Below are 25505 nucleotides of genomic sequence, written 5' to 3' on the forward strand. Positions count from 1 at the left end.
TTTACATTAAGTAACACCTCATTCCCCTTTCAGGAGAACACTCCAACCCTTAAATTACACTTCCCAATAATTAAAATGTGAAATATGGAATCGATTAAAGAAATTTACCGGATTGGTTTTGGTCCCTCGAGCAGCCACACGATGGGTCCGAGAAAAGCTGCTGAGATCTTCAAAGAGAAAAATATTGATGCATCCCGCTTCAGGGTAACACTCCATGGCTCTCTTGCAGCCACGGGAAGAGGACACCTGACAGATAAGGCGATTATGGAGGTTTTATCCCCCGAAAAGACTGAAATTCTGTGGAAACCGGAGGATATTCTTGCGAAACACCCGAATGCTTTAACCCTCGAAGCATATGATGCTGATGGTAAAATTATCGATTCCTGGCGTGTTTACTCGGTTGGTGGCGGGAAGATTATAGATGATGATCATGATCCGACAGAAGACTCTATTTATCCGCACAATACAATGAACGATATTCTGAAATGGACAAAGCAGACGGGCAGGTCGTTCTGGGAATATGTTGAGCAAGTGGAGGGAAAGGATATCTATGACCACCTGGCGAATGTTTGGGAAGTGATGCAACTGGCGATTAAAAATGGTCTGGAGGCAGAGGGGGTTTTACCGGGTCCTCTTAATTTAAGAAGAAAAGCCTCGTCATATTTTGTAAAAGCAAAAAATTATTCGGGAACCCTTAAGGAGAAAACCCTCATTTTCTCTTATGCTCTGGCAGTTGGAGAGGAAAATGCTGCCGGTGGACAAATAGTTACGGCCCCTACCTGCGGTTCATGTGGCACAATGCCTGCGGTGCTTAAGAGACTGAAGGACAGTTTTGAATTTTCGGATCAGAAAATACTTCGTGCACTCGCAACAGCGGGACTTGTGGGAAATCTGGTAAAACACAATGCATCAATTTCGGGTGCAAAAGTCGGTTGCCAGGGGGAAGTAGGAACCGCATGTGCGATGGCAAGTGCGGCTGCCACTCAGCTTCTCGGTGGGACACCACTTCAGATAGAATATGCAGCGGAAATGGGGATTGAGCACCACCTCGGCCTAACCTGCGACCCGATAATGGGGCTCGTTCAGGTTCCCTGTATCGAAAGAAATGCCTTCGCTGCCGAAAGGGCTTTCAACACGGCTACATTCTCCCTTCTCTCCGACGGGCAGCACCTCGTTTCGTTCGATAAAATTGTGAAAACGATGAAGCAGACGGGGCATGACATCCCCTCGATATACAAGGAAACTTCAGAGGGGGGCATGGCTCTCTTTTATTCATAGAAAATTAGTAAGTTTACGCACTTTTTTTTGATCTTTATCCACGGAGTTTTTCTGAAACACCTTTCACTTCTTTTGGTTTTTTGCCTTACTGCTACCGCTTTCCCTCAGTTAACAGCAAAAATTATGACATGGAACACCCTCAACTACCCGGGTTCAACGGGTGCGATAAGAAATCCTCACTTCAGAGCTGTAATTTCTGCGGCTGATCCAGATATTCTTGTTGCGGGCGAACTGGGCTCCACTACTGATTTTAACACTTTCCGTGATTCTGTTATAAAAAAAGTTTCAACCGGGTATCAAGCCGGTGCGTTTATCGATGGCCCTGATTCGGATCATGCGATATTTTTTAAGTCATCGAAATTCAATTTCATTTCAAATACTCCAATTAAAACGGAACTAAGGGATATCAGCCAGTTTATAGTGACTACGACCACGACTCTCGATACTCTGATTATTTACGCCGTTCATTTGAAGGCAAGCGATACACAAGCCGATAGAGATCAAAGAGCCAGGGAAGTGGACAGTCTGAGAAAAGTGACAGACAGACTTCACGCCGGAGCAAATTTTATTGTGCTGGGGGATTTTAATTTCTATGGCTCTACTGAACCTGCATATATTAAATTGCTAAGCACTGCGACGAGCGGTTATTTTATCGATTACCTGAAGGACTCGATGTCGGGCACCTGGAACAATGCAAACTTTGCGAGATATCATACACAGTCTCCAAGAACAAGATCTTTCGGAGGTGGTGCCACAGGAGGTATGGACGACAGATTTGACCTGATTTTGATGAGTCAAAAGGCTAAAGATTTTGGGGGCGTCAGTTTTGTTCCGGGTTCATATATCGCTTACGGAAATGACGGTAACCACTTTAATGACTCTATTAACAGGACTCCGAATACTGCGGTGGGTCAGATAGTTGCGGACGGCATTCATTATGCTTCTGACCACATCCCCGTGATGGCGAGTTTCCTTTTTGACACTCCATTGCCGGTAGAACTTGTATCGTTTACAGGAAAAAGATCGAATGACGGAGTCACATTGAAATGGCAGACTGCAACGGAAATTAATAATCTCGGTTTCGATGTGCAGAGGTCGGAGAATAATAAAGAGTGGCGGAACATCGGATTTGTTGAAGGGCACAACACAAGCAGTTCTCCAAAATATTATGAGTTTACAGACCGGACGAACTACAACGGGAGTCTCTACTACAGATTACGACAAAATGACAACGATGGAACAAAGGAATATTCGAATGTGGTAGAAATTTCCACCAGCCTGCCGGCAGGATTTTCTCTCAATCAAAACTACCCCAATCCATTTTTCTCAGGCAGCAGTGATGCTCAAACGAATATTGATTTTGAGATACCATCAGCAGGGAATGTGGTTGTGACAATTTACGATATTCTCGGAAGGGAAGTGACGACACTTCTCGAAAAATCCCTTGAAGCCGGAAACTATTCGGTGAAATTTAATCCGCAAAATTTACCTGCGGGGAATTACATCTACAAACTCAACTGGAACAGCCTGACACTGACCGGGAAAATGATCTGTCTGCCGTAGGAGGCTATTTCCCCTTTACCACAGTCTTTTTTTCCTGAAGCGTACGGATGTATTTTTCGTAAATTTCTTTCATTCCTGCGAAGATATCGAGATGCTCTCTGTAAACTGATTCCAGGGTTTTGAATGTATATCCAAGATCAGCGGGACAGATTGGCTTTGACTCAGCCAAAATACCGGCGACCCCTCCGAATTCCGTTTCATGTCTCGTCAGAAATGCATCGAGACCCTCGACAACACCGGCAATTCTTAATTTAAATTGTTCAATATCGAAGAGAAGTTTTTTCTTTAGTGGCTCCTTCTCATCGCCCTGCAAATAAGAGAGTCTGTTTATGTCCAGCTCGAGTTCATCAAATTTTGATATAAACTCCGAATCATATTCTGCCAGTCTGTTTCGAAGACTGAGAAGTTCATCCACTGTTTTTTTTAATTGTTCTTTTAACTCCCGTAATTCTTCAACACTCTCCGGCATCCAAAAACTCCTGAGGAAATTTGTCAATAATTAGCATTACCAATTTAGCACTCAAAATTTAATCTGACAACATTTATTGTACTTTTCATCCTTCAACCCTCAGCCCTCACCTTTCAACCATCATCCTTCAACCCTCAACCGTCAAACTTCAATATTTTTTTCATTGAGATTCCAGAAATTTTCATCATTTTTGATCACATATTTTTATATCTTAAGAAGAAAATGCAAATGAGAACAATAATAGAACCATTTAAAATAAAAGCAGTTGAGCCAATCAGATTTACAACAAAAGAAGAACGGACTCAAATCCTGAAAAATGCCGGATATAACCCCTTTTCAATACATGCAGATGATGTGTTGATTGACCTGCTTACGGACAGCGGCACTTCCGCGATGAGTTCGGAACAATGGGCCGGTATAATGCTCGGTGACGAGTCTTATGCAGGATCAAAAAGTTTTTACAAGTTTGACTCTGCTGTGAAGAAAATCACCGGTCTGAAAAATGTGATCCCGACACATCAGGGAAGAGCCTCGGAAAAGATACTTTTCACAGTGCTGGGAGGAAAAGGGAAATATTTCTGCAGCAATACGCATTTTGATACCACTCGTGCGAATGTTGAATATTCAGGGGCTGAGGCTGTTGACTTTATGACAGAAATCGGAAAACATCCTGAAATGAAAGCCGACTTTAAAGGGAATATGGATATTGTTGCTTTGGAGGCTTTTATCAAAAAGACCGGCGCGGAGAACATCCCCCTCGTTTTGATGACTGTAACCAACAACTCAGGCGGCGGTCAACCTGTCTCGATGCAGAACATCAAAGAGACAAAGGCTATTTGTACCAAGTACGGCATTCCATTCTTTCTTGATGCATGCCGGTTTGCAGAAAATGCGTATTTCATAAAGAAGCGTGAAAAGGGTTACGAGAATAAAACACCCCTTGAGATTGCTCAGGAGATGTTTTCTTATGCCGATGGCTGCACAATGAGTGCGAAAAAAGATGCGTTTGCAAACATTGGCGGATTCCTCGCGATGAACGATGACAGTCTTGCAATGTCATGCAGAAACCTGCTTATAGTTACTGAGGGATTCACAACTTACGGTGGACTTGCAGGCAGAGATCTTGAAGCAATCGCTCAGGGACTTGTTGAAATCCTTGACGAACATTATCTCGAGTACAGAATAAGGTGCGTGGAATATCTCGGGGAAAAACTCGTAAAAAATGATGTGCCGATACTCGAACCACCGGGAGGACACGCAATTTACCTCGACGCAATCAGATTTGCACCACACATTCCGCAGTACCGGTTCCCGGGACAATCCATTGTCTGCGAGCTGTATCTCGAAGGCGGAATCAGAGCATGTGAGATTGGAAGTGTAATGTTTGGTAAAGAACTTCCCGACGGGACACACATCTCACCTGCAATGGAACTTGTAAGAATGGCAATTCCCCGAAGAGTTTACACCCAAAGTCATTTCGACTACATGATTGAGGTGATAATTGATGTGTTCAAGAGAAGATCTGAACTTCGCGGTATGAAAATCACGGAACAGGCTCCGATGTTGAGACACTTCACAGCGAAATTTGATTATGTGGATTAGTAAACAACTCAAACTAAGGCAAAAATTCGATTTTGAATATAAGGTCTGGAGGCTGATGCTTTCCGAACCTGACCACCTGCTCGTTGAGGAGCGTGATGCCGACAAAAGGGAAGCTTTCTACCATGTCTTTGAGCTTTCCACGGGAAGGACTTTGCTTAACAAGTTCTGCACTCCTGAAAAATTCTGGAGTGGTGTTGAAGTATTTAAAGGTAAAAGGATACTTTTTCACAGTTACAGATCACAAGGACTCCCCTTTCACAAAGGGATTTTCTGCTACGATATCGAAAAACAATCTTATTTGTGGCAGGAACCTGATCTCGCTTTTTTACTGAATAACGAACGGGGCGTTTTTGCATTCAGACAGAAGTTTGAATCGCAGGAGTATTTCCTGTTGGACAAGGACACCGGGCAAATAATTGATGAACTTGGCGAAGACAGTGCCCCGATTAATCAGATGATAACTGAAGCCGCTGAAAAAGAATCTTTTGATCAGTTTATTTACCCTGAAAACTTCAACCTCTCCAAATATAACGACGGCGGATATATTGAGAAACTGATGCCAGAAGGAACCATTGTAGAAGTTTCGGAAATATTTGCGAAGGACTCTCTCATCTTTCTGAATACCCACCGGGGCAGCCGGGAGAAGGGTTTCCTGAATGAGTTGCTGGTAGTCGACAGTGAAAAAAAGAAAGTGATCAAAAAAGAGGTTCTCAACAGCAGAACGGAGAATCTCATAGCCGAAAGTTGCTTTATTTACAAGAATCTTCTCTTTTTGATTATCAACAAAAAGAGTATTGAGATTCGGGAGATAAAAACATGACACTTGAAGAAAAAAAACTGCTGCTAAGGGGAGCAAGAAATGCCATTGAACACTCGCTCGGTCTCACTAAAGAAACAATTCAACTGCCGGCAAACGGGGTGTTCGACACGATGAGCGGATGTTTTGTCACATTGCACAAGCACGGTGACTTGCGAGGTTGCATCGGCTTCATCAAAGGCGTGGAACCTTTGCATAAAACGATAAAGGAAGCTGCGCTTTTGGCTGCAAGGGAAGATCCAAGATTCCCTCCCGTTACCGCACATGAATGGAGGCACATCGCGATAGAGATATCGGTGCTTTCACCTCCGTTTGACATGCCCGATTATGACAGCATTGTTCTCGGTACCCACGGTGTGATTATTCGTGAAGGATACAGAAGCGCCCTTTTCCTGCCACAGGTACCAATCGAGCATAACATGGATAAGGATGAGTTTCTAACCGAACTTTGTAAAAAAGCAGGACTTCCACCACGGCTCTGGACGCAAAAACAACTGAAAATGCAGGCTTTTACAGCGGAAGTCTTCTCAGAGGAGGAAATTTATGGCTGAAATAAGAAAACCCGCAGTTGCAGGAATGTTTTATCCTGCAACACCTGAAAAGCTTGAACGACAAATGACCCGTCTGTTTAGTGAAGTGCCGCCTTCGCCAGTGAAAGAGGAATTTATACCCGGAATCATTGCTCCGCATGCAGGGTATATGTACTCCGGTCTGACGGCTGCTTATGCCTACAAAAACATAGCGGACAAAAAATACACAAAGGTAATTATCCTCTCTCCAAGCCACCGGGAATATTTCGGCGGAATTTCAATCTATGATGGTGATGCTTACGAAACTCCTTTGGGCAGGATAAGTGTCGATCAAAATATTGCGCAAAAGATGACCGGCACTTCCCCAAGAATCATGAGAAGCAAAGCCGGGCACAGGGACGAGCACGGAGTTGAAGTGCATCTCCCCTTTTTACAGCAAATTTACGGTAACGATTTTGAGTTTGTTCCTGTCGTCATGGGTGATCAGTCACATGCAAATATCAATGAACTCTCCAAAGCCGTCCTTGAGGTGATGGATGATGACACCCTCGTGGTTGCCTCGAGCGACCTTTCACATTTTTATTCCAAACCCGTTGCGCATAAACTTGACTCTGTGATCGCTGACCGTATTGTTGAGTACAACCCTGAAGCTTTGGAAGAAGATCTCGAGAGACAGATAACACATGCCTGTGGTGGCGGTCTCGTAGTCGCACTCATGAAAGCTACAAAAAGAGCCGGAGTAAAACATTCGCTTCTGCTCCACCGTTCCGATTCAGGTGATGTTTCAGGCGACAACACTTCCGTTGTCGGGTACCTCTCGGCAGCATTTTATAATTGATTATGAAAAAATAAGTTAGAGGCAATTATTGGAGTTTGATGTCGCTTTTGTAGGAACGGGAAGAGCAGCGTGGTCTTTGGCTGATGCTTTGGTTGATGTCGGGCATTCTGTTCGTTTTGCCTCCAACAGATCGGAAGAACCACTTCAGAAATTTGCTGAAGAGTTCATGGTGGATAGAGTCTCCACAGATATAAAGGAAATTGCAAAATACGCCTCGAAATTTCAGTTGTGTGTAATTTCTGTTCCAGATTCTGCCATCAAAGAAGTGGCTGATACACTCGCTACACTTCCCCTGGACTTCAAGAAGTGTCTCTTCATACACCTTTCGGGCTCGAAAACCTCCGAAGAACTTTCTTCCCTGAAGAAGAAGGGGGCAATGACGGGTTCGTTTCACATACCGCAAAGTTTTCCTTCAAGAAGCCGGGTCTCTCTGTGGGATTTGCCTGTTTGCATAGAAGCATCCACGGATAATGCTGAAAAATTCATGAAGCAGATTGCGAAAAAACTTGAACTGAAGCCCTTCTTCATAAAAGCTGAATTGAAAGTTTATTATCACCTGGCTGCTGTTTTTGCATCAAATTTCTTCCCGGCAATTATCGCAGACTCCATAACCATGTTCGAACTGGCAGGGGGCAATAAAAAAGACTATTTTAAGATATTTAGTCCGATTATTGAAACCACAATAGAAAACATTCTTGCAAAAGGACCGGAAAATGCCGTCTCGGGGGTAATTCCCCGGAAAGATTATGATACACTTCAAAAGCATCTCGATGCCCTCGACAGTGACGAACGGACTCGTCAGCAACTTTTAACATATATACGCCTCTCCGAAGTAACAGCGAAAATGCTCGGGATCAATATTGAAATTACGATCTCAAAAAACGAGGAAACCGGGAAGTGAGTAGTTTTGTCGGGTAAAGTGAAGGTAAAGTACATCTTCCCTGTCTCATTTCCCGAGGGTGGTGGTGGGACGGCAATGACTCTTCAGAATGCAAAGGCAATCCAAGCCGCAGGTTTCGATGTTGAAGTTTTAATTCCCCGTTCGACTGAGAGGAAAGGCGATACCCGTAATCAGAATAGAGAAGGTGTCTATCAGGGAATTACATTCAGGTATCTGGTTAAATCTGTGGTGCGACCTGCCACCCTCACCGGGAGATATCTAAACTTCATAGCCGGACTAGCAAATCTGTTTGTTTATCTCAAAGCAGAAAACGAGGATTCACGATTGGGTCCTGTCATTATTAAAGGACCCCTTGATGGGATCACACTTTTTTTATATGTTTTGGTTGTAAAACTTATAGGTTTGAAATGCATTTATAATTTCGATGACTTCCCTGATTACATTCTCTTTCCGGGTAAGTACGCAAAGCTTGAAAAGTTCATATCAGAAAAAATCTCCTTCAAACTTCTTGACGGATTCATCGTAATCTCGACGGCACTAAGAGATTTTGTAAGAAGTGCCGCTTTAGATTCAAAGCCGGTTTACTTGCTCCCAATGACGGTTGACCCGATGAGATTTGATTCCATCGACAACTCCATCTCTACTCCAGAAAATTACATTTTATATACCGGATTCGATTTTAATCCGGGAGGCCAATTTTCTTCAAAAGACGGACTCCTAGGTCTAATCACCGCATTCTCAAAGATCGCAGGCAAGTTCCCCGGATTGATGCTGGTAATAATAGGGGAGAACAACCCAATTTATCACGATCATGTGAAACGACTTGGGGTTGAAGGAAGAGTGGAGTTTCTTGGTTTGAGAAGCAGGAATGAAGTGTCTAACTACCAAAAAAATGCCAGGCTGCTGGTGCTTCCGCGTCCTTGGAGTAAACAGGCAGAGGGAGGCTTTTCCTCAAAACTTGGTGAATACCTTCTCACCGGGAATCCGGTTTTGCTTACTTCAGTTGGTGATGCAACTCTATATCTGGAAGACATGAAGGATGCGTGTTTCGCCATCCCGGGTGATGATGAAGATTTTCGCGTTAAAATGGAGTTCTTACTTCAGAACGAATCTGTTGCAACAGAAATTGGCTCAAATGGAAGGAAAGCCGCACTCGAGAAGTTTAATCACATAATTGAGGGAAAGAAACTCGCACCGTTTCTGATGTCATTCAGATGATGTGAAGTTAAAGCCCGATACTTCCGAATAAATTTTTCTCAATTCACGGTAAATCGTTTCAGAATTGTGTCTCACCAAAGCACTTTTCCTTGCGTTTTCACCCAGGACACGGGCAAAATCAGGGTCGTCCATTATTTTTTTGATTGCCAGTACAAGCTCTTCCGAATTGCCGGGAGGATACAGAACCCCTGAAACTCCATCTTCAATTATCGATGGTGTACCCCCAACATTCGCAGCAATCACAGGGAATCCAAGGCACATCGCCTCGCAAACGGCAATTGAAGAGTTTTCGATAAAAGAAGGATGGATGTAAATATTACTGCCTATCATCTCATCAACCAGTTGGTTTGCTCCAATCTTTCCAAGGAAGGAAATCTTTGGTTTGCTGTTTGTGAATCCAGCGGCTTTTTTGATTACCTTGACGATTGGGTCGTTTTCGCTTAACCCGGCTATTCTCCATTCGAAATCGATATCGTGTCTTTGTAATTCCTCACAGGTTTGAAATATCAAATCCAACCCTTTATAATATTCAGCATGAATTACCGTCAGTAAAACAGGTCTGACTGATCTTTGCTTTTGTGATCGTTCAACAAAAAAATCCAGGCGAATCACATCGTCGAGATGGTAATATTTAACACCCGGATTTACTTGAAATGCAAAAGACTTGTCAAAACCTGTTCTGCCAAGGATATATTTCGTCTTTTTGAGAATCTGAAGTTCCCGCTTTGCCCGTTTTTTTTCATTCAAATAACGAAAAAGAACCCCCGCCGAAAGAAAATCCTTTATGCCTGCACTATTCACGACCTTCTTCAACGAAAGATTGCCAAAATAAACAGGGATAAATGAACTTACTATCCCTTGAATCTGTATCAAAACTGGAATTCCCACCTTGTCAGCGATCATTCCAAAAACCGACTCCGTACCAAAAACATGAATCAGTCCGGGTTTGACTTTTTTCACCACTTCCAGGATATTTCGTACATCAGAACGGGTATGCGGAATTAAAATCAGTCTCCTAATCCATCTCCCCACCTTTCCCGGTCTCGGGATTTTATAATAAGTGACAATTTCGAACTGAACGACTTCTATTTTATCGCAATTCCCGAAAAAAGCGATATGTAACTCGATGTCCGGTTCTTTTTCTCGAATCAGCAGCTCCAGAGAAGATATCCAGCTCCCCTCAGATATCTCTCCTCCCGTGATTTCGGGAGTCAGCAGCGATGGAGTGTTTGTAAACCAGAGTACTTTGAGCTTTTGCAACGGAATTTAATTCAGTGAAGTGAAAAGTTTTATTATTGAGCCCCAATATATTAATTTTGGGGGATGAAATAGAGGATAATACGAAAATCAAATGCTCCATAAACGAAGATTACCACAGAATCCATGAAAAAAATTTTACTTGTCACTAATTTTCCGGCTCCATATCGGGTACATTTATATGATGAACTCGGAGTTCAACTTGGTGAGAAGTTTTTCGTGATCTATACTGATTCTTCAGTTGAAGGGCATGAGTGGCATCGTCCTCATATTAAACATTCACACCACTTTATCAGAAGTCACGAAAGTGCCGTTGAAATCGCATCGAAATTTCATCCGGATGTGGTGATCCTTGGCGGAGTGAATAAGCATATTTTAAAGCTTTTTTTCTTTGCTAAGCAGGAAAAAATCAAAATTTCCATTTTCACTGATATGTGGCAACTCCCTTTCTCAAAACTGAGCAAACCTTCGCAGTATCTTAGAAAATATCTATACCGGCACGCAGATCATTTTATTGTTCCGGGACTAAAATCCAAAGTTCACATTACTGAATCAACCAAAACCTCAAATACTTCAGTCATTCATGTTTTACCCATTCTCCCGGATGCTTGCCACTTCCCGTTCAAGTCGGATTCTGAAGTGGTGAAAGAATTTGATTTAGTGTTTTCGGGTCAAATTATACCTCGAAAACTTCCATTATTTTTTGTTGAGGTGGCAGCAATAGTCAATCGAATCAAAAAACTCAAGGTTTTGGTATTGGGTAATGGCCCGCTTCGAGAGATGATGAAGCAAAAACTGGATGTCTATGGGATTCAACACACTTTTGCAGGATATGTTAAACAAAAACATCTTCAATCCTGCTATTCTAAGAGCAGATTACTACTGTTCCCGACAGAAAATGACCCCTGGGGTGTTGTAGCAAACGAAGCTCTTTCAGCCGGCGTGCCTGTAATTATTTCTCCAAATGCCGGGGCAGCTGATGATTTGATTATTTCCGGCAAAAGTGGTTTTGTTCTTGAAAATGATGTGGAACTCTGGGCACAAAAGGCAATCGAAATCCTGGAAGGAAAGTATAAATTTGAGTTTGATGCACCACCAACAATAAAAGCTGTGACCGAAGATCTGTTGTCATCATTAAATAGCGTTGGTGGTTGAGTGATTGCTTATCCTGATCTGCCAAGAAATTTTACTCTAAGAATCTCTGCGATAATCCGTACAATCTGCGTGCATCCGCGTCCCTTTTTACCAAGATCCACTGCATGAAGAAAAAAAAACTCCTCCTCATGTTAAAACTTCCACCACCCGTGACGGGTGTAACGAAGATGTGCTGCTCTGTTCTCGAGAACGGAAAGTTGTTCAAGGAGTTTAACACAAAAGTTATCGGCCTAAGTTATGCAAAGGATGTGAAAAGTACAGGTGGTCTTACTCCCGCCAAGCTTATGAAGCTCTTCCTGAACATTGCAAAAACGAAATTTACAGTCCTGACTTTTTGGCCCGATCTCGTTTACTTTGTTCCATCCCTGACCGGATCAGCATTTCTGAGAGACTTCCTCTTTATCCTGATTCTGAAATTTTTCAGAAGAAATATAATTTTCCACCTGCATGGCACGGGCTTAAAAGAAACATCACAAAAATCAAAATTTTACAAAAGTCTTTACCTTTTCGCATTCAATAACAGTGAGATAATTACGCTCTCTGAAAAACTAAGAGAAGATTTGGAATTCCTTTCCCCCAATAAAATCCACATCCTTCCAAATGGAATTGCCCCGCTCCCGACCTCCCTTGCGACCGCCCCCCCAGCCCCCTTCCTTGCGACCGCCCCCCCAGCCCCCCTCCTTGTAAAGGTGGGGGGAGAAGTGTTGCAAAATTTATTGTTTGTGAGTAATTTTTATGATTATAAGGGAATTCCAGAACTTATCGAATTGCTTGCTGAGGTTCACAAACGCGGCCATCCCTTCACCTGCAAAATCGCCGGCGAGGAAAACTACATAACTGCAACAGATCTCCAAAAACTAATCGATGCCAACGGTCTTACAGAAAAAGTTAAATATGTCGGAAGCGTAAAGGGAGATAATCTTCTCGCCTTGTATGAACAATCGGATATTTTCATTTACCCGACAAAAAAAGATGCCATGCCATTAGTAATTCTTGAAGCTATGAGAGCAGGACTTGCAATTCTCTCCAATCCCATCGGTGCAATTACCGATATGATCGGATATAACCCCTGGACACTCCCAACACCTGAAAATCTAGCAACTCTTTTAACCAATCCTGACCTAATCCTTAAATTGGGTGAGCAAAATCGCAAAACATTTGAGGAAAAATTCACAATCGAGAAATTCTATTCAGGTTTAATGCAAATTTTGATAAACGCAACCAATGAGGAAGGTATGAAATATGAGGTTTGAAGTATGAGGTCAGGAATATCTGTCTTATCTTTGGTACCGCCCCCCTGCCCCCCTCCTTGTAAAGGTGGGGGAACTACCCCCTCTGTGAAACTCCGTAAGATCTGCGTGCATCCGCGTCCTGTTCTTTTATTTTTCAACCCTCAGCCTTCAATCTTCTGACATGATAGAAAAACTCAACTTCCATGGCCTCGCCATCTCCGATTTCACCGAAGAAGAACTTTGGTCAGAAGTGGATTCGACCATTCTGAATGGAAAGCAGATGGTGATTTATTGGAGACACATCGGTTCACCCGGTCTTATGAAGAAAACACCCGGACTCCTCGAAATTACCAACAACTTTGATCTTATCCTCATCGATGGCAGGGGACTTTATCTCTTCATGAAATTGATGAGACAGAAGTTGAAAACGGAACTCTACACTTCCTGGTTTACTCTGGAATTATTAAAAAAAGCTGCGAAAAACAACTATTCGGTTATGATCTTGGGAGCGACAGAAGAAGCAAACCGTGCCGCCACTTCAAACATTCGAAGTCAATATCAGGTAAAAACAGTCTACCCGGGAATCAACGGCTACTTCACCCATGATGAAGAAGACTCGATTGTGGAGAGGATCAACAAGTTCGCCCCCGATATCCTCCTCGTTGGTATCTCCACCCCTAAAAAAGAACTATTCGCCCATAACCACCGGCACCACCTCAATGTAAGAATTATCCACCTCTGCGGTGGAATGGTAGATGTAATCGCCGGAAAAACCAAAATAACCCCTAAATGGATCAAAAAACTAGGACTTGCCTGGCTATATCGAATAATTCAGGAACCCCGACGACTCCTCCTTCCCGTCCTCTCAATGATGTGGGAAGGCTTCAAATTTGCCGTTAAAATCATCTTAAAAATTGAATAATTAACCACAAAGACCGCAAAGAGGGGAAATAAACCACAGGCTCCACAGAGGGGGTAGTTCCCCCACCTTTTCAAGGAGGGGGGCAGGGGGGCGGTACCAAGGATAAGACAGATATTTCGGAGTTCGCACTTATAAATAATAAATCATGAATAATAGATCCATCCTGTTTATCCTTAAATTCTGAAAATCCTGATTCAGACGAAGAAATTATTTGGTCATCAATATATACTTTCATAATTTTACAGCCATGGTTTGTATAGTGTGGGACCTATATCAATAACCATAAAAAATACTTGACAAAACATGAAGAACTACATATTTAAGGCTGCTTACTGCACAATAATACTGTTTTTACTTAACTTAACTGCTTTTTCGCAAGACAACTGGACATGGCTAAACCCCAAACCGATGGGGAGTGGTATAAATGCGTCTGCTTATTTACCTGGTACAAATATACTCGTGGCTGTGGGACCGTATGGTTTGATACTGAGATCAACCGATCATGGCAGCTCTTGGAGCCATATCCAGTCAAATCTCTCTGCCAACCTGGGCACAATTTCTGCCGTTAATTCCACAACCTGTTTTGTAGGTGGGGATGACGCCACTCTTCTTAAAACTACAGATGCAGGTCTCACTTGGAATCTTGTCGCGATATCGGGTGTATCGGCGGCGATTGCACAAATCCAATTCGTTTCCTCGGCTTTGGCCTTCTTACGGGTTGAGAATAAGATTTATCGCTCGACTGATACGGGGGTGAATTGGACGGTAATAATCGATTATTTCGACATAAACGGAAGCTCAATTACTACTTTTCAAGCGGTCTCTGAGAATAAATTACTCTTTGGAACAAATTTCGGTGAAGTTTTCTCTGCTAACCTCTCCGGTGGATGGAGCTGGCAAAGTTCTTATCTTTTTTCAAGTGATCCTTCGCCTCGAATTGTAAAGGCTATTATTTCGTTGGGGTACAAAGTTGTAGTATTATCCAATTCCGAGCAACTTATTGTAAGTTCTAACTCAGGAACCGACTGGACTCCCCTCCTAAGAGGAGGTACCGGCCTAAGTTACAGCTCTGCTGCATTCATTACCGGCTCAACTGTTGTAGCGTTCACTTCCGACGAAAGAATTACCAACTCATTTGATGGCGGTTTTAGTTGGAACACTCCTTCCGAAGCACCTTCCCCTTCTGTAGCTTTGACGAATGCTGCCTCAAATCTTTCCAGAAATGGAATTATCCTCGGGTCATCCGGTATTCAATATAATACTGTAGACTCTGGCCAAACATGGACAAAGAAAACAAATTCAATAACATCTAAGAATCTGAATAGTATCTACACTCTGGATAGAGTTACCATCTGGGCGGCGGGAGTGGGTGGGGTTATTATTAAATCTACTGACGGGGGGAACTCTTGGATTTCCCTGACTTCAGGCCTAACCGACACAATTAAAGATTTGAAATTTGTTTCTGCATTAACCGGGTACTTCGTTGCAAAAAACAAAATATATAAAACTACAGACAGTGGTGTTACCTGGTTCCTAAATTATACAGCTTCTACAAATATATATCTAAATGAGATATCAGCCTTAAATGAAAATGAGATAATTGTCGTAGGTTCTTCCAAAAATACATATTATACCACGAATGGTGGAATCAGTTGGTTAAATATTGCGGTTGGAACTGCTGGGGATTTAAATTCAATCCATTATTCTGGGACTTCGGTCGCTTATTGTGCTGGAACTACGGGAAAGATATTCAAAACTGCAGACAAAGGCAATTCCTGGTCTGTCGCGGTAACTGCTGTAGGAACCATCAATTCAATCTGGTTTTCAACTCCTGCTATTGGATGGGCTGTTGGCAATAATGGCAAAATTTTCAAATCAACTAATTCGGGAGGAAATTGGGACACTCTAACTTCTATTACATATTACCATCTCCAATCCGTCCGCTTCTCAGATGCTAACAATGGAATAATCGTTGGTAACAGCGGAACCATTCTCAAAACAACCGATGGAGGAACTACCTGGACTAAATCTGCACAAGTCACCGATAAGAACCTTATGAGTGCAGCACTTATTGACGGTTCAACAGTGCTGGTCTCGGGCAACACGGGCACCGTAATAAAATCCTATAACGCTCCCCTCCCTGTGGAACTGATCTCCTTCACAGCATCCGTAAGAAACAACACAGTTCAACTCAACTGGGAGACAGCAACAGAGGTCGATAACTACGGATTCGAAATTGAGAGGAAAGACAATTCCACCGTCTGGACAAAAATCGGCTTTGTTGAGGGACACTACACTTCCAACTCCCCGAAATATTACAACTTCTCCGACAAGCCGACCGGCTCGGGCAAATATTCCTACCGCCTCAAACAAATCGACAACGATGGTGAATTTGAGTACAGTAAGGAAGTGGAAGTCCTGATCGATAATCTCCCGAATGGATATTTACTCGAACAAAACTATCCGAACCCCTTCAACCCTGAAACATCCATAAAATTTGTGCTAAAAGAGAATACAAAAGCCACACTCAAAGTTTATAATCTTATGGGTGAATTAGTTGCAACCCTTTTTGACGGAATTGCGGACGCCGGCAGATACTACGACATCAAATTCACCGGCACCAATCTTGCATCCGGTTTTTATATCTACACACTCGATGCCGGTAAATATCGCCAAACCCGAAAAATGATACTGTTGAAATGATACCTCACCCCTTGCCCCTCTCCTAAAAAGAAAGGGGAACCATACTCTTAAATAGTGGTATGTGAATTTTAAGCCAATACTCCCCTCGCCTCATAGGAGAGGGGTCGGGGGAGAGGTAGTCCTTTGCAGTTTCATATTTTAGTCATAACTTTACGACACAAAAAATTAAAATTTCCGGAAGATGAAATTGAATAAACCGCAGAGAAACATAGTAAGCAGATTAGACATGCCAAAGGCATCCCTTCGGGAGATCAACACAGATTATTCAGGAAAACTAATACCTAATACCTTATACCTAATACCTAACCTGTCCTCTGCGGTTTACAAAGGCCTCTAAATGCGTATACTAATCACAGGCGGAGCAGGCTTCATCGGCTCACACATGGCGGAAAACTTCTCAAACAAGGGGTGGGAAGTGGTGGTACTCGACAATTTTACCACAGGGAAACGCGAAAACCTCTCGCACATCCCGCAAAATCTTAAAATAGTGGAAGGCGATATCCGCGACACCTCCATCGTAAACGAAGTAATGGCAGGATGTGACGCAGTAATTCACCTGGCAGCTTTGGCGTCGGTTCCCGCATCGTTCAAAAATCCCGTTGAAACATACGAAGTCAACTTCATGGGTACCCAAAATGTACTCGAGGCAGCACTTCAACACAAAGTAAAAAGAGTAACATTCGCCTCCTCATCTGCGGTATATGGCGATACGGAAATCCTCCCCATAACCGAGAAAAATCCCGATAACCCCCTTTCACCCTACGGACTTAGCAAACTCCTCGGCGAAAAACTCTGCCGGTTCTACAACACAGCTTTTGGACTCCCCGTCGTTATCTTCCGTTTCTTTAATGTATATGGTCCGAGGCAAAACCCCTTCTCGGAATATTCAGCCGTAATCCCCAAATTCCTCAGCATCATAAAAGACGGCGGCACCCCCGTAATCTTCGGCGACGGCGAGCAAACCAGAGATTTTATATATATATCCGATCTCGTCCATGCACATGAAAGAGCGTTGGAAGAAACCGCAAAGGAAGGTATTAGGTATAAGGTATTAGGTATTAATTCATCTGTGGAATCCAAAACAGAAACCGCAAAGGCCGCAGAGAACGCAGAGGAGTCTTTAAGCGATGAGCTCATACCTCATACCTCATACCTCATACCTGAAAATAATTCTTCAAACCTCATACCTGAAAAAAATAATACCTTATACCTAATACCTAATACCTATAATCTCGGTTCCGGCGAAAAAACCTCCCTGAACGACCTGATAAAAATCATCTCGGGGCAACTTGGAAAGGAAGTCAAACCAAAGTATGACCCCCCCAGATCAGGTGATATACTTCACAGCTATTGTGAAATTTCCAAAATTAACGATGTTTTAACCTTCAAACCCGCCATAACCATGGAAAAGGGGATTGAAAAAATGTTGAAATATTATAACTTAGCAAACTAAATATTTAATTTTAATTGAAAATGTCAGACTACAACACAGAACTCCTTAAAAAAATAGAGAACAGAACACTCGTCATCGGGGTAATAGGGCTCGGCTATGTCGGCCTCCCCCTCGCAGTCGAGTTTGGCAGGCAATTTCCCGTAATTGGCTTCGATATCAACACAAAACGCGTTGAAGAGCTCAAAAAAGGTGAGGACAGAACCCTTGAAGTGGATTCTGAAGAACTTGCCGAAGCTAAACATCTGGTCTATTCATACGACAAAGAAGAACTCCGCAATGTGGATGTCTTCATAGTTACTGTTCCCACACCCGTGGATGATTACAAAATTCCCGACCTCACCCCCCTCGTAAAGGCTAGTGAAACAGTCGGAGGTGTAATAAAACCCGGTGCCGTTGTGGTCTATGAATCAACCGTGTATCCCGGCTGCACAGAAGAAGATTGTATCCCCGTAATCGAAAAATTCAGCGGGCTGCACTTCAACAAAGATTTCTTCGCAGGCTACAGCCCCGAAAGAATCAACCCGGGTGACAAGGAACACCGCGTAAGCACAATCAAGAAAGTGGTTAGCGGAAGTACACCCGAAATTGCGCATACAGTAAACGAACTTTATAAAACCGTAATAAAAGCCGGCACACACCTTTCATCCTCGATCAAGGTGGCTGAAGCCGCAAAAGTAATTGAAAACACACAGCGCGACATCAATATCGCATTTGTGAACGAACTCTCGATGCTCTTTACCAAAATGGGAATTGATACCGTCGAAGTTCTTGAAGCTGCAGGAACGAAGTGGAACTTTCTCCCCTTCCGCCCCGGACTTGTAGGTGGCCACTGCATCGGTGTAGATCCATACTATCTCACCCATAAAGCAGTAAATATCGGCTATCACCCCGAAATTATCCTCGCAGGAAGAAGAATAAACGACGGAATGGGCGCATTCATCGCTTCCCAGTTTGTAAAACTCCTCATAAAAGGGGGCTACAAAATCCAGGGAAGCAAGGTACTCGTTTTGGGTATTACATTTAAAGAAAATTGTCCCGATATTCGTAACTCAAAAGTGATAGACATTATAAGAGAACTCAAAGAATTCGGATGCGCAGTCGAAGTATGTGATCCCCTCGCAGATGCCGAAGAAGTAAGACACGAATACGGAGTCGATCTCACAACATGCGAAAATTTCAACACCACCGAATACGATGGTATGATCCTCGCAGTTGCCCATGACGAATTCAAAGCCATAGATGTCCCTGCCCTCAAAGCAAGGAACATAGTCCTCTACGATGTCAAATCCTTCTTCGACAAAGAATTTGTAGATGAGCGACTTTAATATGAAACTGCAAAATATGAAACCGCAAAGATCGCAAAGCAGAGAAATGTTACACGGATTTAGCACGGATTCCACTGAAGTATATGGGAAAATAATACCTAATACCTTATACCTAATACCTAACTTGGTGGTGGCATGAAGTTTCTCGTAACAGGTGGTGCCGGGTTTATCGGCTCAAACATCGTTCTCGAGCTTCTAAAGCAAGGGCACAGCGTCCGTGTACTCGATAATTTCTCCACGGGGCGCCGCAGAAACCTCCTCGGACTTGAGAACGACATAGAAATTATAGAAGGTGATATCCGCAGCTACCACACAGTGGTTCAGGCAGTACGCGGTGTTGAAGCTATTCTTCACCAGGCGGCACTTCCTTCCGTTCCCAGATCGATAAACGACCCGATCTCAACAAACGATGTGAATGTCGGCGGAACATTAAATCTCCTCGACGCAGCACGCGGTTCTGGAGTAAGAAGAGTGGTTTTTGCCTCCTCTTCATCAGTTTACGGCGATACACCCGAATTGCCAAAACACGAGGGAATGACACCAAATCCGATGTCCCCTTATGCAGTTTCAAAACTTACGGGTGAATATTACATGAAAGTCTTTCACCGCCTCTATGGTCTCGAGACAATTGCCCTCAGATATTTTAATGTATTTGGCCCAAATCAGGATCCCACATCACAATACTCGGCGGTAATCCCGAAATTCATAACCGCGATGAAAGAAGACCGTCAACCCGTTATCTACGGTGACGGCACACAAAGTAGAGATTTTACTTTCGTCTCAAATGTAGTTAACGCGAACCTTCTCGCTGCCACAAAACAATTGGACGAATACGGACTCGTGATGAACATCGCCTGCCACGAACGAATCTCCCTAAACGAACTCATCGAGGAGCTCAACAAAGTCCTCGACAAAAACATAAAACCCGTTTACGAATCCGCCAGACCGGGAGATGTGAAACACTCTTTTGCAGCTATTGGCTTGATTAAGGAGAAGCTAGGGTTTGAGGTGGGGGTAAGGTTTAGTGGTGGTTTGAAATTAGTAGTTCAAAATTTTGAAGGTTAATAGAATAGTAGATGACAGATTTTTTAAAAGATAAAAGAATCCTTATTACAGGTGGAACAGGCTCATTTGGGAACGCATTTGTTACCAGGGCACTAAACGGGAATGACCCCAAAGAAATTATCATCTTCAGTCGTGATGAAAAAAAACAACACGATATGAGAAACAAATTCAAACACGACAAAAGGCTTTCGTTTATCATCGGAGATGTTCGCGACAGGGAATCCGTGTTCTATGTGATGAAGGGTGTCGATTATACTTTCCATGCCGCAGCACTTAAACAAGTTCCGACGGGTGAGTTCTTCCCATTTGACATGGTTAAAACCAATGTGATCGGTTCCCGTAATGTGTTAGACGCTGCCGAGCATTGGAACATAAATAAAATCGTGGTGCTAAGTACAGATAAAGCGGTTTATCCCATAAATGCAATGGGAATGTCCAAAGCGATGATGGAAAAACTGATGCTCGCCAAAGCAAGGGCAAAATATTCTGATACAGTTTTTTGCGGAGTCAGGTACGGTAATGTTATGTATTCAAGGGGTTCGGTTCTTCCGCTTTTTGTTGAACAGATCGGCCGAAACCTTCCTTTTACGGTGACGGACTTGAATATGACGAGATATTTGCTTCCTTTGCCGATTGCAATCGAGCTCGTTTTGTTTGCGCTTGAACATGGTGAAAACGGTGATATCCTTGTCAGAAAATCTCCGGCTGCAACCGTAACAGATATGGCCGAAGCTATGAAGAAGATTTTCAACTACGACAAAGGTGTAAAGTCAATCGGCATCCGTGAAGGCGAAAAAATGCATGAGACTCTCGTTACGCGAGAAGAACTCATGAAAGCCGTGGAGTATGATGACTATTATCGAGTAAAAAATTTGATGCAACTCGACTACGATAAATATTTCGAAGAAGGTGAATCAACACAGTTACCTGCTGAGGGTTATACTTCCGAAAACACCTATAGACTCTCTTTGCAGGAAACAATCGATTTGATCAGTGGTCTTGATGAAATCAAAGCGGCTCTCGCCGGTAAACAAGTGGAAGTAGTCTAAATTTTTATGATCAGGGTTGGAATAACCGGTTCTGACGGATTTATGGGGCAAAACCTGCTTCGTTTTTTACAAAGCAAAAAAGACGAGATTCAGGTTATCGATTTTGATGTTGAGTGGTTCGATCAATTTGATGATATGTGCGCTTTTGTGGAACAATGCGATGTAATTGTTCACCTCGCAGGAGTAAACCGTCATGAAGACGAAAAATATCTTCACGATCGGAATATTTATCTGGCTAAAATCCTTTGCGATGCAGCAGATAAAGTAAACCGGTGTCCCGATATCGTTTTTTCTTCGAGCACTCAGGAACATCTCAATAACAACTACGGGAATGCGAAAAAAGAAGCTCGTCTGCTGTTGGCAGATTGGTGTCAAAGAAAAGGATCCAACTTTACAGGACTGATAATTCCCAATGTTTATGGTCCTTTCGGAAGACCATTTTATAACTCGTTTATTGCCACATTTTGTCACCTTTTGGCAAATGGAAAGCAACCTGAAATTCAAATTGACAGGTCGGTCGGGCTTATATATGTGTTTGAGGTTATCGAAGAAATTTACAGATTCATTGCAGAACCGAAAAATAATTCTGAACTTGAACTTGGGTTTACCGCAGAGTATAAAGTTTCTGAAGTGTTGGAAAAACTGAATTTGTTTTCGGAGATATATGTAAAAGAGGCAAGAATTCCCGACTTAAAAAGCAGGTTTGATATTACTCTTTTTAACACCTTCAGGACATATCTGATGCCTGATTTTTACCCTTTCAGTCTTGTTAAAAAAGTTGACAATAGAGGATTTCTTACCGAAATTATTAAAGAAAACACCGGCGGGCAGGTCTTCTACTCTCTTACGAAGCCGGGTATTGTGAGAGGAAATCATTATCACACAAACAAAATTGAAAGATTTTGTGTCCTTCAAGGTGAGGCTCTTATCAAGTTGAGAAGAATTTGTGATGACGAAATTATTGAGTACAAAGTTTCAGGCGAAAATCCTGTGATTGTTGATATGCCAATTTATTATACACACAATATCCAAAACACAGGGTCATCTGACCTTTTAACTCTGTTTTGGAGCAATGAAATTTTCGATCCGGAAAACCCGGACACAATTTTTGAAGAAGTATAAACGATTTGATTAGAAAACTTAAGGTATTAACCATAGTCGGAACGCGACCTGAAATCATAAGGTTGTCAAGTGTCCTTAAGGCATTTGACAAGACTTTCGATCATGTTCTCGCACATACAGGCCAAAACTACGATTATGAACTTAATGAGATATTCTTTGATGATTTGGGTTTAAGAAAGCCCGATCATTTTATGAACTCTGATGTTTCGTCTCTTGGTGCAACCATCGGGGATATATTCAAAAGAACAGAGGAAGTTCTAAAATCTGAAAAACCCGATGCAATGGTAGTTTTGGGCGATACAAATTCCTGCCTTTCAGCTTATATGGCTAAAAGACTCAGAGTGCCGATTTACCATATGGAAGCGGGGAACAGGTGTTTTGATCTCAATGTCCCTGAAGAAATAAATCGAAAAGTGATCGATAACCTTGCTGATTTTAATCTGGTATATACCGAACATGCGAGACGAAATCTCCTGTCGGAGGGATTCCCAAGCAGAAGAATTTATCTGACGGGATCACCTATGAATGAAGTGATCAATGATAATCTTACAAAGATTCAAGGTTCAAAAATTCTGGAACTGCTGTCGCTCAAACCAAAAGAATATTTTTTGGTCTCGGTGCATAGGGAAGAAAACATAGATAATATCGACAATCTAAATCAGATATTACATGGTCTCTCGAAGCTCGCAGTTTCTTCCGGAAATCCTGTAATTGTCAGCACACACCCGCGAACCCAAAAAAGATTGGATTCTATATCAAATACAGATTTACCGGGGAACATAATATTCATGAAACCTTTTGGATTCTCGGATTATGTTAATTTACAAATGAATGCAAAATGTACTATCTCTGATTCCGGAACCATTTCAGAAGAGTCCTCAATTCTTGGTTTCCCGGCAATTACAATCAGGAATGCAATGGAAAGACCCGAGGCACTGGATACAGGCAGCATTATTTTGTCAGGCCTAAACGCTGAAAATGTTTTAAGAAGCATTGAATTTGTGATAAATAATCATCATTCAAAAACTGATTGCCCCGTTGATTATCAGATTACAAACACTTCAGAGAGAGTTGTGAAACTTATACTGGGAACCGCGGGGTTGTCGAACATGTGGAATGGCATAAGAGGGGTGAAATCTATAAATTGAAAGTTGTAATTCTAGCCGGTGGACTCGGCACCAGATTGAGTGAAGAAACATCTCTTAAGCCCAAACCTATGGTGGAGATAGGTGGTAAGCCTATCCTATGGCACATAATGAAAATTTATTCGCATTATGGATTTAATGAGTTTATTATTTGTTTAGGTTACAAGGGCTATATTATTAAAGAGTTTTTTGCCAATTACTTCCTCCATGAGTCAGATGTTACATTCGATCTAACTAAAAACCAAATGGAAATTCATAATAACACAGCCGAACCTTGGAAGGTAACTCTGATTGATACCGGACAAGATACTATGACCGGGGGAAGATTGTTGAGAGTTAAAGACTATATCGACACTGACACTTTTATGTTGACTTATGGCGATGGTGTTTCCGATGTTAATATTTCAAAGTTGGTTGAATTCCATACCATGCATAATAAAGTTGCAACAGTAACTGCTGCCCAACCATCCGGTAGATTTGGTGCTCTTAAGATCGAATCAAATAATTCTGTTAGCAGTTTCAAAGAAAAACCATCCGGTGATGGATCATGGGTGAATGCCGGTTTTTTTGTACTTAACACAAAGGTTTTTGATTATTTAACTGATGATACTACTATTTTTGAACAAAATCCTCTTCAAAACTTGGCAAATGATGGCCATTTAAGAGCTTTTAAGCACAGTGGTTTTTGGATGCCTATGGACAAATTGTCTGATAAAATTGATCTTGAAAAAATGTGGATAAGTAATAACGCTCCTTGGAAGTTATGGTATTGAAAAATTCATTTTATAATTTGTATGAAGGTAAAAGAGTCCTGATTACAGGGGATACTGGATTTAAAGGTTCCTGGTTGGCAATTTGGTTGAAGGAGCTGGGAGCGGAAGTTTTTGGTTATGCCCTGCCTCCAAAACGAGGTGAAGATAATTTTGTTCTTTGCGAGCTGGAATCAAAAATTATTCACCGTAATGGCGATATTCGTGATAAGGAATCATTGCGCGTTTTCTTTAAGGAAGTGCAACCGGATATTACTTTTCACTTGGCAGCACAACCATTGGTGATCGATTCTTATAATGATCCACATACCACATTTGAGACCAACTTAATGGGAACCGTGAATTTTTTTGAGGCCGTTAGAGCGACTTCTTCGGTGAAAGTAGCGTTAAATATCACCAGTGATAAATGTTATCAAAATAATGAATGGATTTGGGGATATAGAGAAAATGATCCATTGGGAGGCAAAGATCCATATAGTGCTTCCAAGGGTTGTTCCGAATTGATTACTGCATCTTATATTCACTCTTTTTTCAAAGATGGTGCATCGCCTTCAACCGCATCTGCAAGAGCCGGGAATGTAATAGGAGCTGGTGACTGGGCTGAAAATCGAATAGTACCGGATTTTTTTCGTGCAATTGAACGAAACCAATCCCTGTATTTGCGGTACCCCGATGCAACGAGACCATGGCAACATGTTATTGAGCCATTAAGCGGATATTTATTGTTAGGTGCAAAACTTTTTTCAAATGGAAAAAGTTTTTCGGGTGGTTGGAATTTTGGGCCTCAAGGGACATCGAACAAAACAGTACTGGAACTAGTGCAGTCGATGATCGAAACTATTAAGAAAGGATCTTTAGAGCTTTCGAAAGATAATCATCTACATGAGGCATCATTATTACAGTTGGATATTTCAAAGGCTAAATCATTACTAAAGTGGGAACCTGTTCTTGATTTTTTACAGACCGTTGATTTCACTGCGAAAGGGTATTTGGCCTCTTCCAATCTTTATGAAAGCAGAGTATCGCAAATACAAGAATACACTGCAATAGGTTCTGCTCAACAATTATCTTATTTAACATTAAACTAAGGC

22 protein-coding genes are annotated in these 25505 nt (G+C 42.2%); 20 read left to right on the forward strand and 2 right to left on the reverse strand.

What is annotated here, in order from left to right:
- The first annotated feature begins 84 nt into the window (after nucleotides 1-84).
- Both J0L60_13395 and J0L60_13400 read left to right on the forward strand, forming a co-directional pair.
- The gene (locus tag J0L60_13395; GenBank protein MBN8547120.1) at nucleotides 85-1278 is read left to right on the forward strand and encodes an L-serine ammonia-lyase; all 1194 of its coding nucleotides are present in this window, start codon (nucleotides 85-87) and stop codon (nucleotides 1276-1278) included.
- Between the two features lie 123 nt (nucleotides 1279-1401).
- Entirely contained in the window at nucleotides 1402-2841 is a 1440-nt protein-coding gene (locus J0L60_13400; protein MBN8547121.1) for a T9SS type A sorting domain-containing protein, read from the forward strand.
- A gap of 4 nt (nucleotides 2842-2845) precedes the next feature.
- Here the strand turns inward: J0L60_13400 and J0L60_13405 are convergent, their stop codons facing one another.
- Complete coding sequence (locus J0L60_13405) at nucleotides 2846-3310, reverse strand: hypothetical protein (GenBank protein MBN8547122.1); 465 nt, start codon at nucleotides 3308-3310, stop codon at nucleotides 2846-2848.
- A gap of 228 nt (nucleotides 3311-3538) precedes the next feature.
- On the opposite strand from J0L60_13405, the gene J0L60_13410 reads away from it, so the two are divergent.
- From J0L60_13410 to J0L60_13435, 6 genes are read left to right on the forward strand one after another with little or no spacing between them, the layout of a single operon-like run.
- Complete coding sequence (locus J0L60_13410; protein ID MBN8547123.1) at nucleotides 3539-4912, forward strand: tryptophanase; 1374 nt, start codon at nucleotides 3539-3541, stop codon at nucleotides 4910-4912.
- A 55-nt stretch (nucleotides 4913-4967) separates the two neighbouring features.
- Nucleotides 4968-5732: a DUF4905 domain-containing protein gene (locus J0L60_13415; GenBank protein MBN8547124.1), complete on the forward strand. Its 765-nt coding sequence runs from the start codon at nucleotides 4968-4970 to the stop codon at nucleotides 5730-5732.
- The gene (gene amrA / locus J0L60_13420) at nucleotides 5729-6280 is read left to right on the forward strand and encodes an AmmeMemoRadiSam system protein A (GenBank protein ID MBN8547125.1); all 552 of its coding nucleotides are present in this window, start codon (nucleotides 5729-5731) and stop codon (nucleotides 6278-6280) included. The genes J0L60_13415 and amrA overlap by 4 nt, the downstream gene beginning before the upstream one ends.
- Entirely contained in the window at nucleotides 6273-7097 is an 825-nt protein-coding gene (gene amrB, locus J0L60_13425; GenBank protein MBN8547126.1) for an AmmeMemoRadiSam system protein B, read from the forward strand. Before amrA ends, amrB begins: the two co-directional genes overlap by 8 nt.
- A 28-nt stretch (nucleotides 7098-7125) precedes the next feature.
- The gene (locus tag J0L60_13430; protein MBN8547127.1) at nucleotides 7126-7998 is read left to right on the forward strand and encodes a DUF2520 domain-containing protein; all 873 of its coding nucleotides are present in this window, start codon (nucleotides 7126-7128) and stop codon (nucleotides 7996-7998) included.
- A 6-nt stretch (nucleotides 7999-8004) separates the two neighbouring features.
- Nucleotides 8005-9216, forward strand: a complete 1212-nt coding sequence (locus tag J0L60_13435; protein ID MBN8547128.1) for a glycosyltransferase — start codon at nucleotides 8005-8007, stop codon at nucleotides 9214-9216.
- Here J0L60_13435 and J0L60_13440 read toward each other — a convergent pair.
- Nucleotides 9205-10476: a glycosyltransferase family 4 protein gene (locus J0L60_13440; GenBank protein MBN8547129.1), complete on the reverse strand. Its 1272-nt coding sequence runs from the start codon at nucleotides 10474-10476 to the stop codon at nucleotides 9205-9207. The genes J0L60_13435 and J0L60_13440 overlap by 12 nt on opposite strands.
- Before the next feature lie 123 nt (nucleotides 10477-10599).
- Here J0L60_13440 and J0L60_13445 point away from each other — a divergent pair, with 123 nt between their 5' ends.
- From J0L60_13445 to rfbG, 12 genes are all read left to right on the forward strand, one after another.
- Nucleotides 10600-11628, forward strand: coding sequence for a glycosyltransferase family 4 protein (locus J0L60_13445; GenBank protein MBN8547130.1), 1029 nt, complete (start codon nucleotides 10600-10602; stop codon nucleotides 11626-11628).
- A gap of 104 nt (nucleotides 11629-11732) precedes the next feature.
- Nucleotides 11733-12881 (forward strand): glycosyltransferase family 4 protein, encoded by a 1149-nt coding sequence (locus J0L60_13450; protein MBN8547131.1) that lies wholly within the window; start codon nucleotides 11733-11735, stop codon nucleotides 12879-12881.
- Nucleotides 12882-13041: 160 nt separating this feature from the next.
- The gene (locus tag J0L60_13455) at nucleotides 13042-13782 is read left to right on the forward strand and encodes a WecB/TagA/CpsF family glycosyltransferase (GenBank protein MBN8547132.1); all 741 of its coding nucleotides are present in this window, start codon (nucleotides 13042-13044) and stop codon (nucleotides 13780-13782) included.
- Between the two features lie 303 nt (nucleotides 13783-14085).
- The gene (locus tag J0L60_13460) at nucleotides 14086-16485 is read left to right on the forward strand and encodes a T9SS type A sorting domain-containing protein (GenBank protein MBN8547133.1); all 2400 of its coding nucleotides are present in this window, start codon (nucleotides 14086-14088) and stop codon (nucleotides 16483-16485) included.
- Nucleotides 16486-16822: 337 nt separating this feature from the next.
- Nucleotides 16823-17938 carry an SDR family NAD(P)-dependent oxidoreductase gene (locus J0L60_13465; protein MBN8547134.1) on the forward strand — a complete coding sequence of 372 codons (1116 nt, stop codon included), beginning with the start codon at nucleotides 16823-16825 and terminating at the stop codon, nucleotides 17936-17938.
- Between the two features lie 20 nt (nucleotides 17939-17958).
- Nucleotides 17959-19263 (forward strand): nucleotide sugar dehydrogenase, encoded by a 1305-nt coding sequence (locus J0L60_13470; GenBank protein MBN8547135.1) that lies wholly within the window; start codon nucleotides 17959-17961, stop codon nucleotides 19261-19263.
- 135 nt (nucleotides 19264-19398) lie between these two features.
- On the forward strand, nucleotides 19399-20328 hold the full coding sequence (locus J0L60_13475) for an SDR family oxidoreductase (GenBank protein ID MBN8547136.1): 930 nt from the start codon (nucleotides 19399-19401) through the stop codon (nucleotides 20326-20328).
- 11 nt (nucleotides 20329-20339) lie between these two features.
- Nucleotides 20340-21377 (forward strand): polysaccharide biosynthesis protein, encoded by a 1038-nt coding sequence (locus J0L60_13480; protein MBN8547137.1) that lies wholly within the window; start codon nucleotides 20340-20342, stop codon nucleotides 21375-21377.
- Between the two features lie 6 nt (nucleotides 21378-21383).
- A complete protein-coding gene (locus J0L60_13485; GenBank protein MBN8547138.1) occupies nucleotides 21384-22499 on the forward strand; it encodes an NAD-dependent epimerase/dehydratase family protein in 1116 nt (371 codons plus the stop codon).
- Nucleotides 22500-22507: 8 nt separating this feature from the next.
- Entirely contained in the window at nucleotides 22508-23647 is a 1140-nt protein-coding gene (gene wecB, locus J0L60_13490) for a UDP-N-acetylglucosamine 2-epimerase (non-hydrolyzing) (GenBank protein MBN8547139.1), read from the forward strand.
- Nucleotides 23644-24417, forward strand: coding sequence for a glucose-1-phosphate cytidylyltransferase (rfbF, locus tag J0L60_13495; GenBank protein ID MBN8547140.1), 774 nt, complete (start codon nucleotides 23644-23646; stop codon nucleotides 24415-24417). Before wecB ends, rfbF begins: the two co-directional genes overlap by 4 nt.
- A complete protein-coding gene (rfbG, locus tag J0L60_13500) occupies nucleotides 24414-25502 on the forward strand; it encodes a CDP-glucose 4,6-dehydratase (GenBank protein MBN8547141.1) in 1089 nt (362 codons plus the stop codon). The genes rfbF and rfbG overlap by 4 nt, the downstream gene beginning before the upstream one ends.
- Nucleotides 25503-25505 lie beyond the last annotated feature (3 nt).

Source organism: Ignavibacteria bacterium (assembly GCA_017302895.1).
Lineage (GTDB): Bacteria > Bacteroidota > Ignavibacteria > Ignavibacteriales > Ignavibacteriaceae > UTCHB3.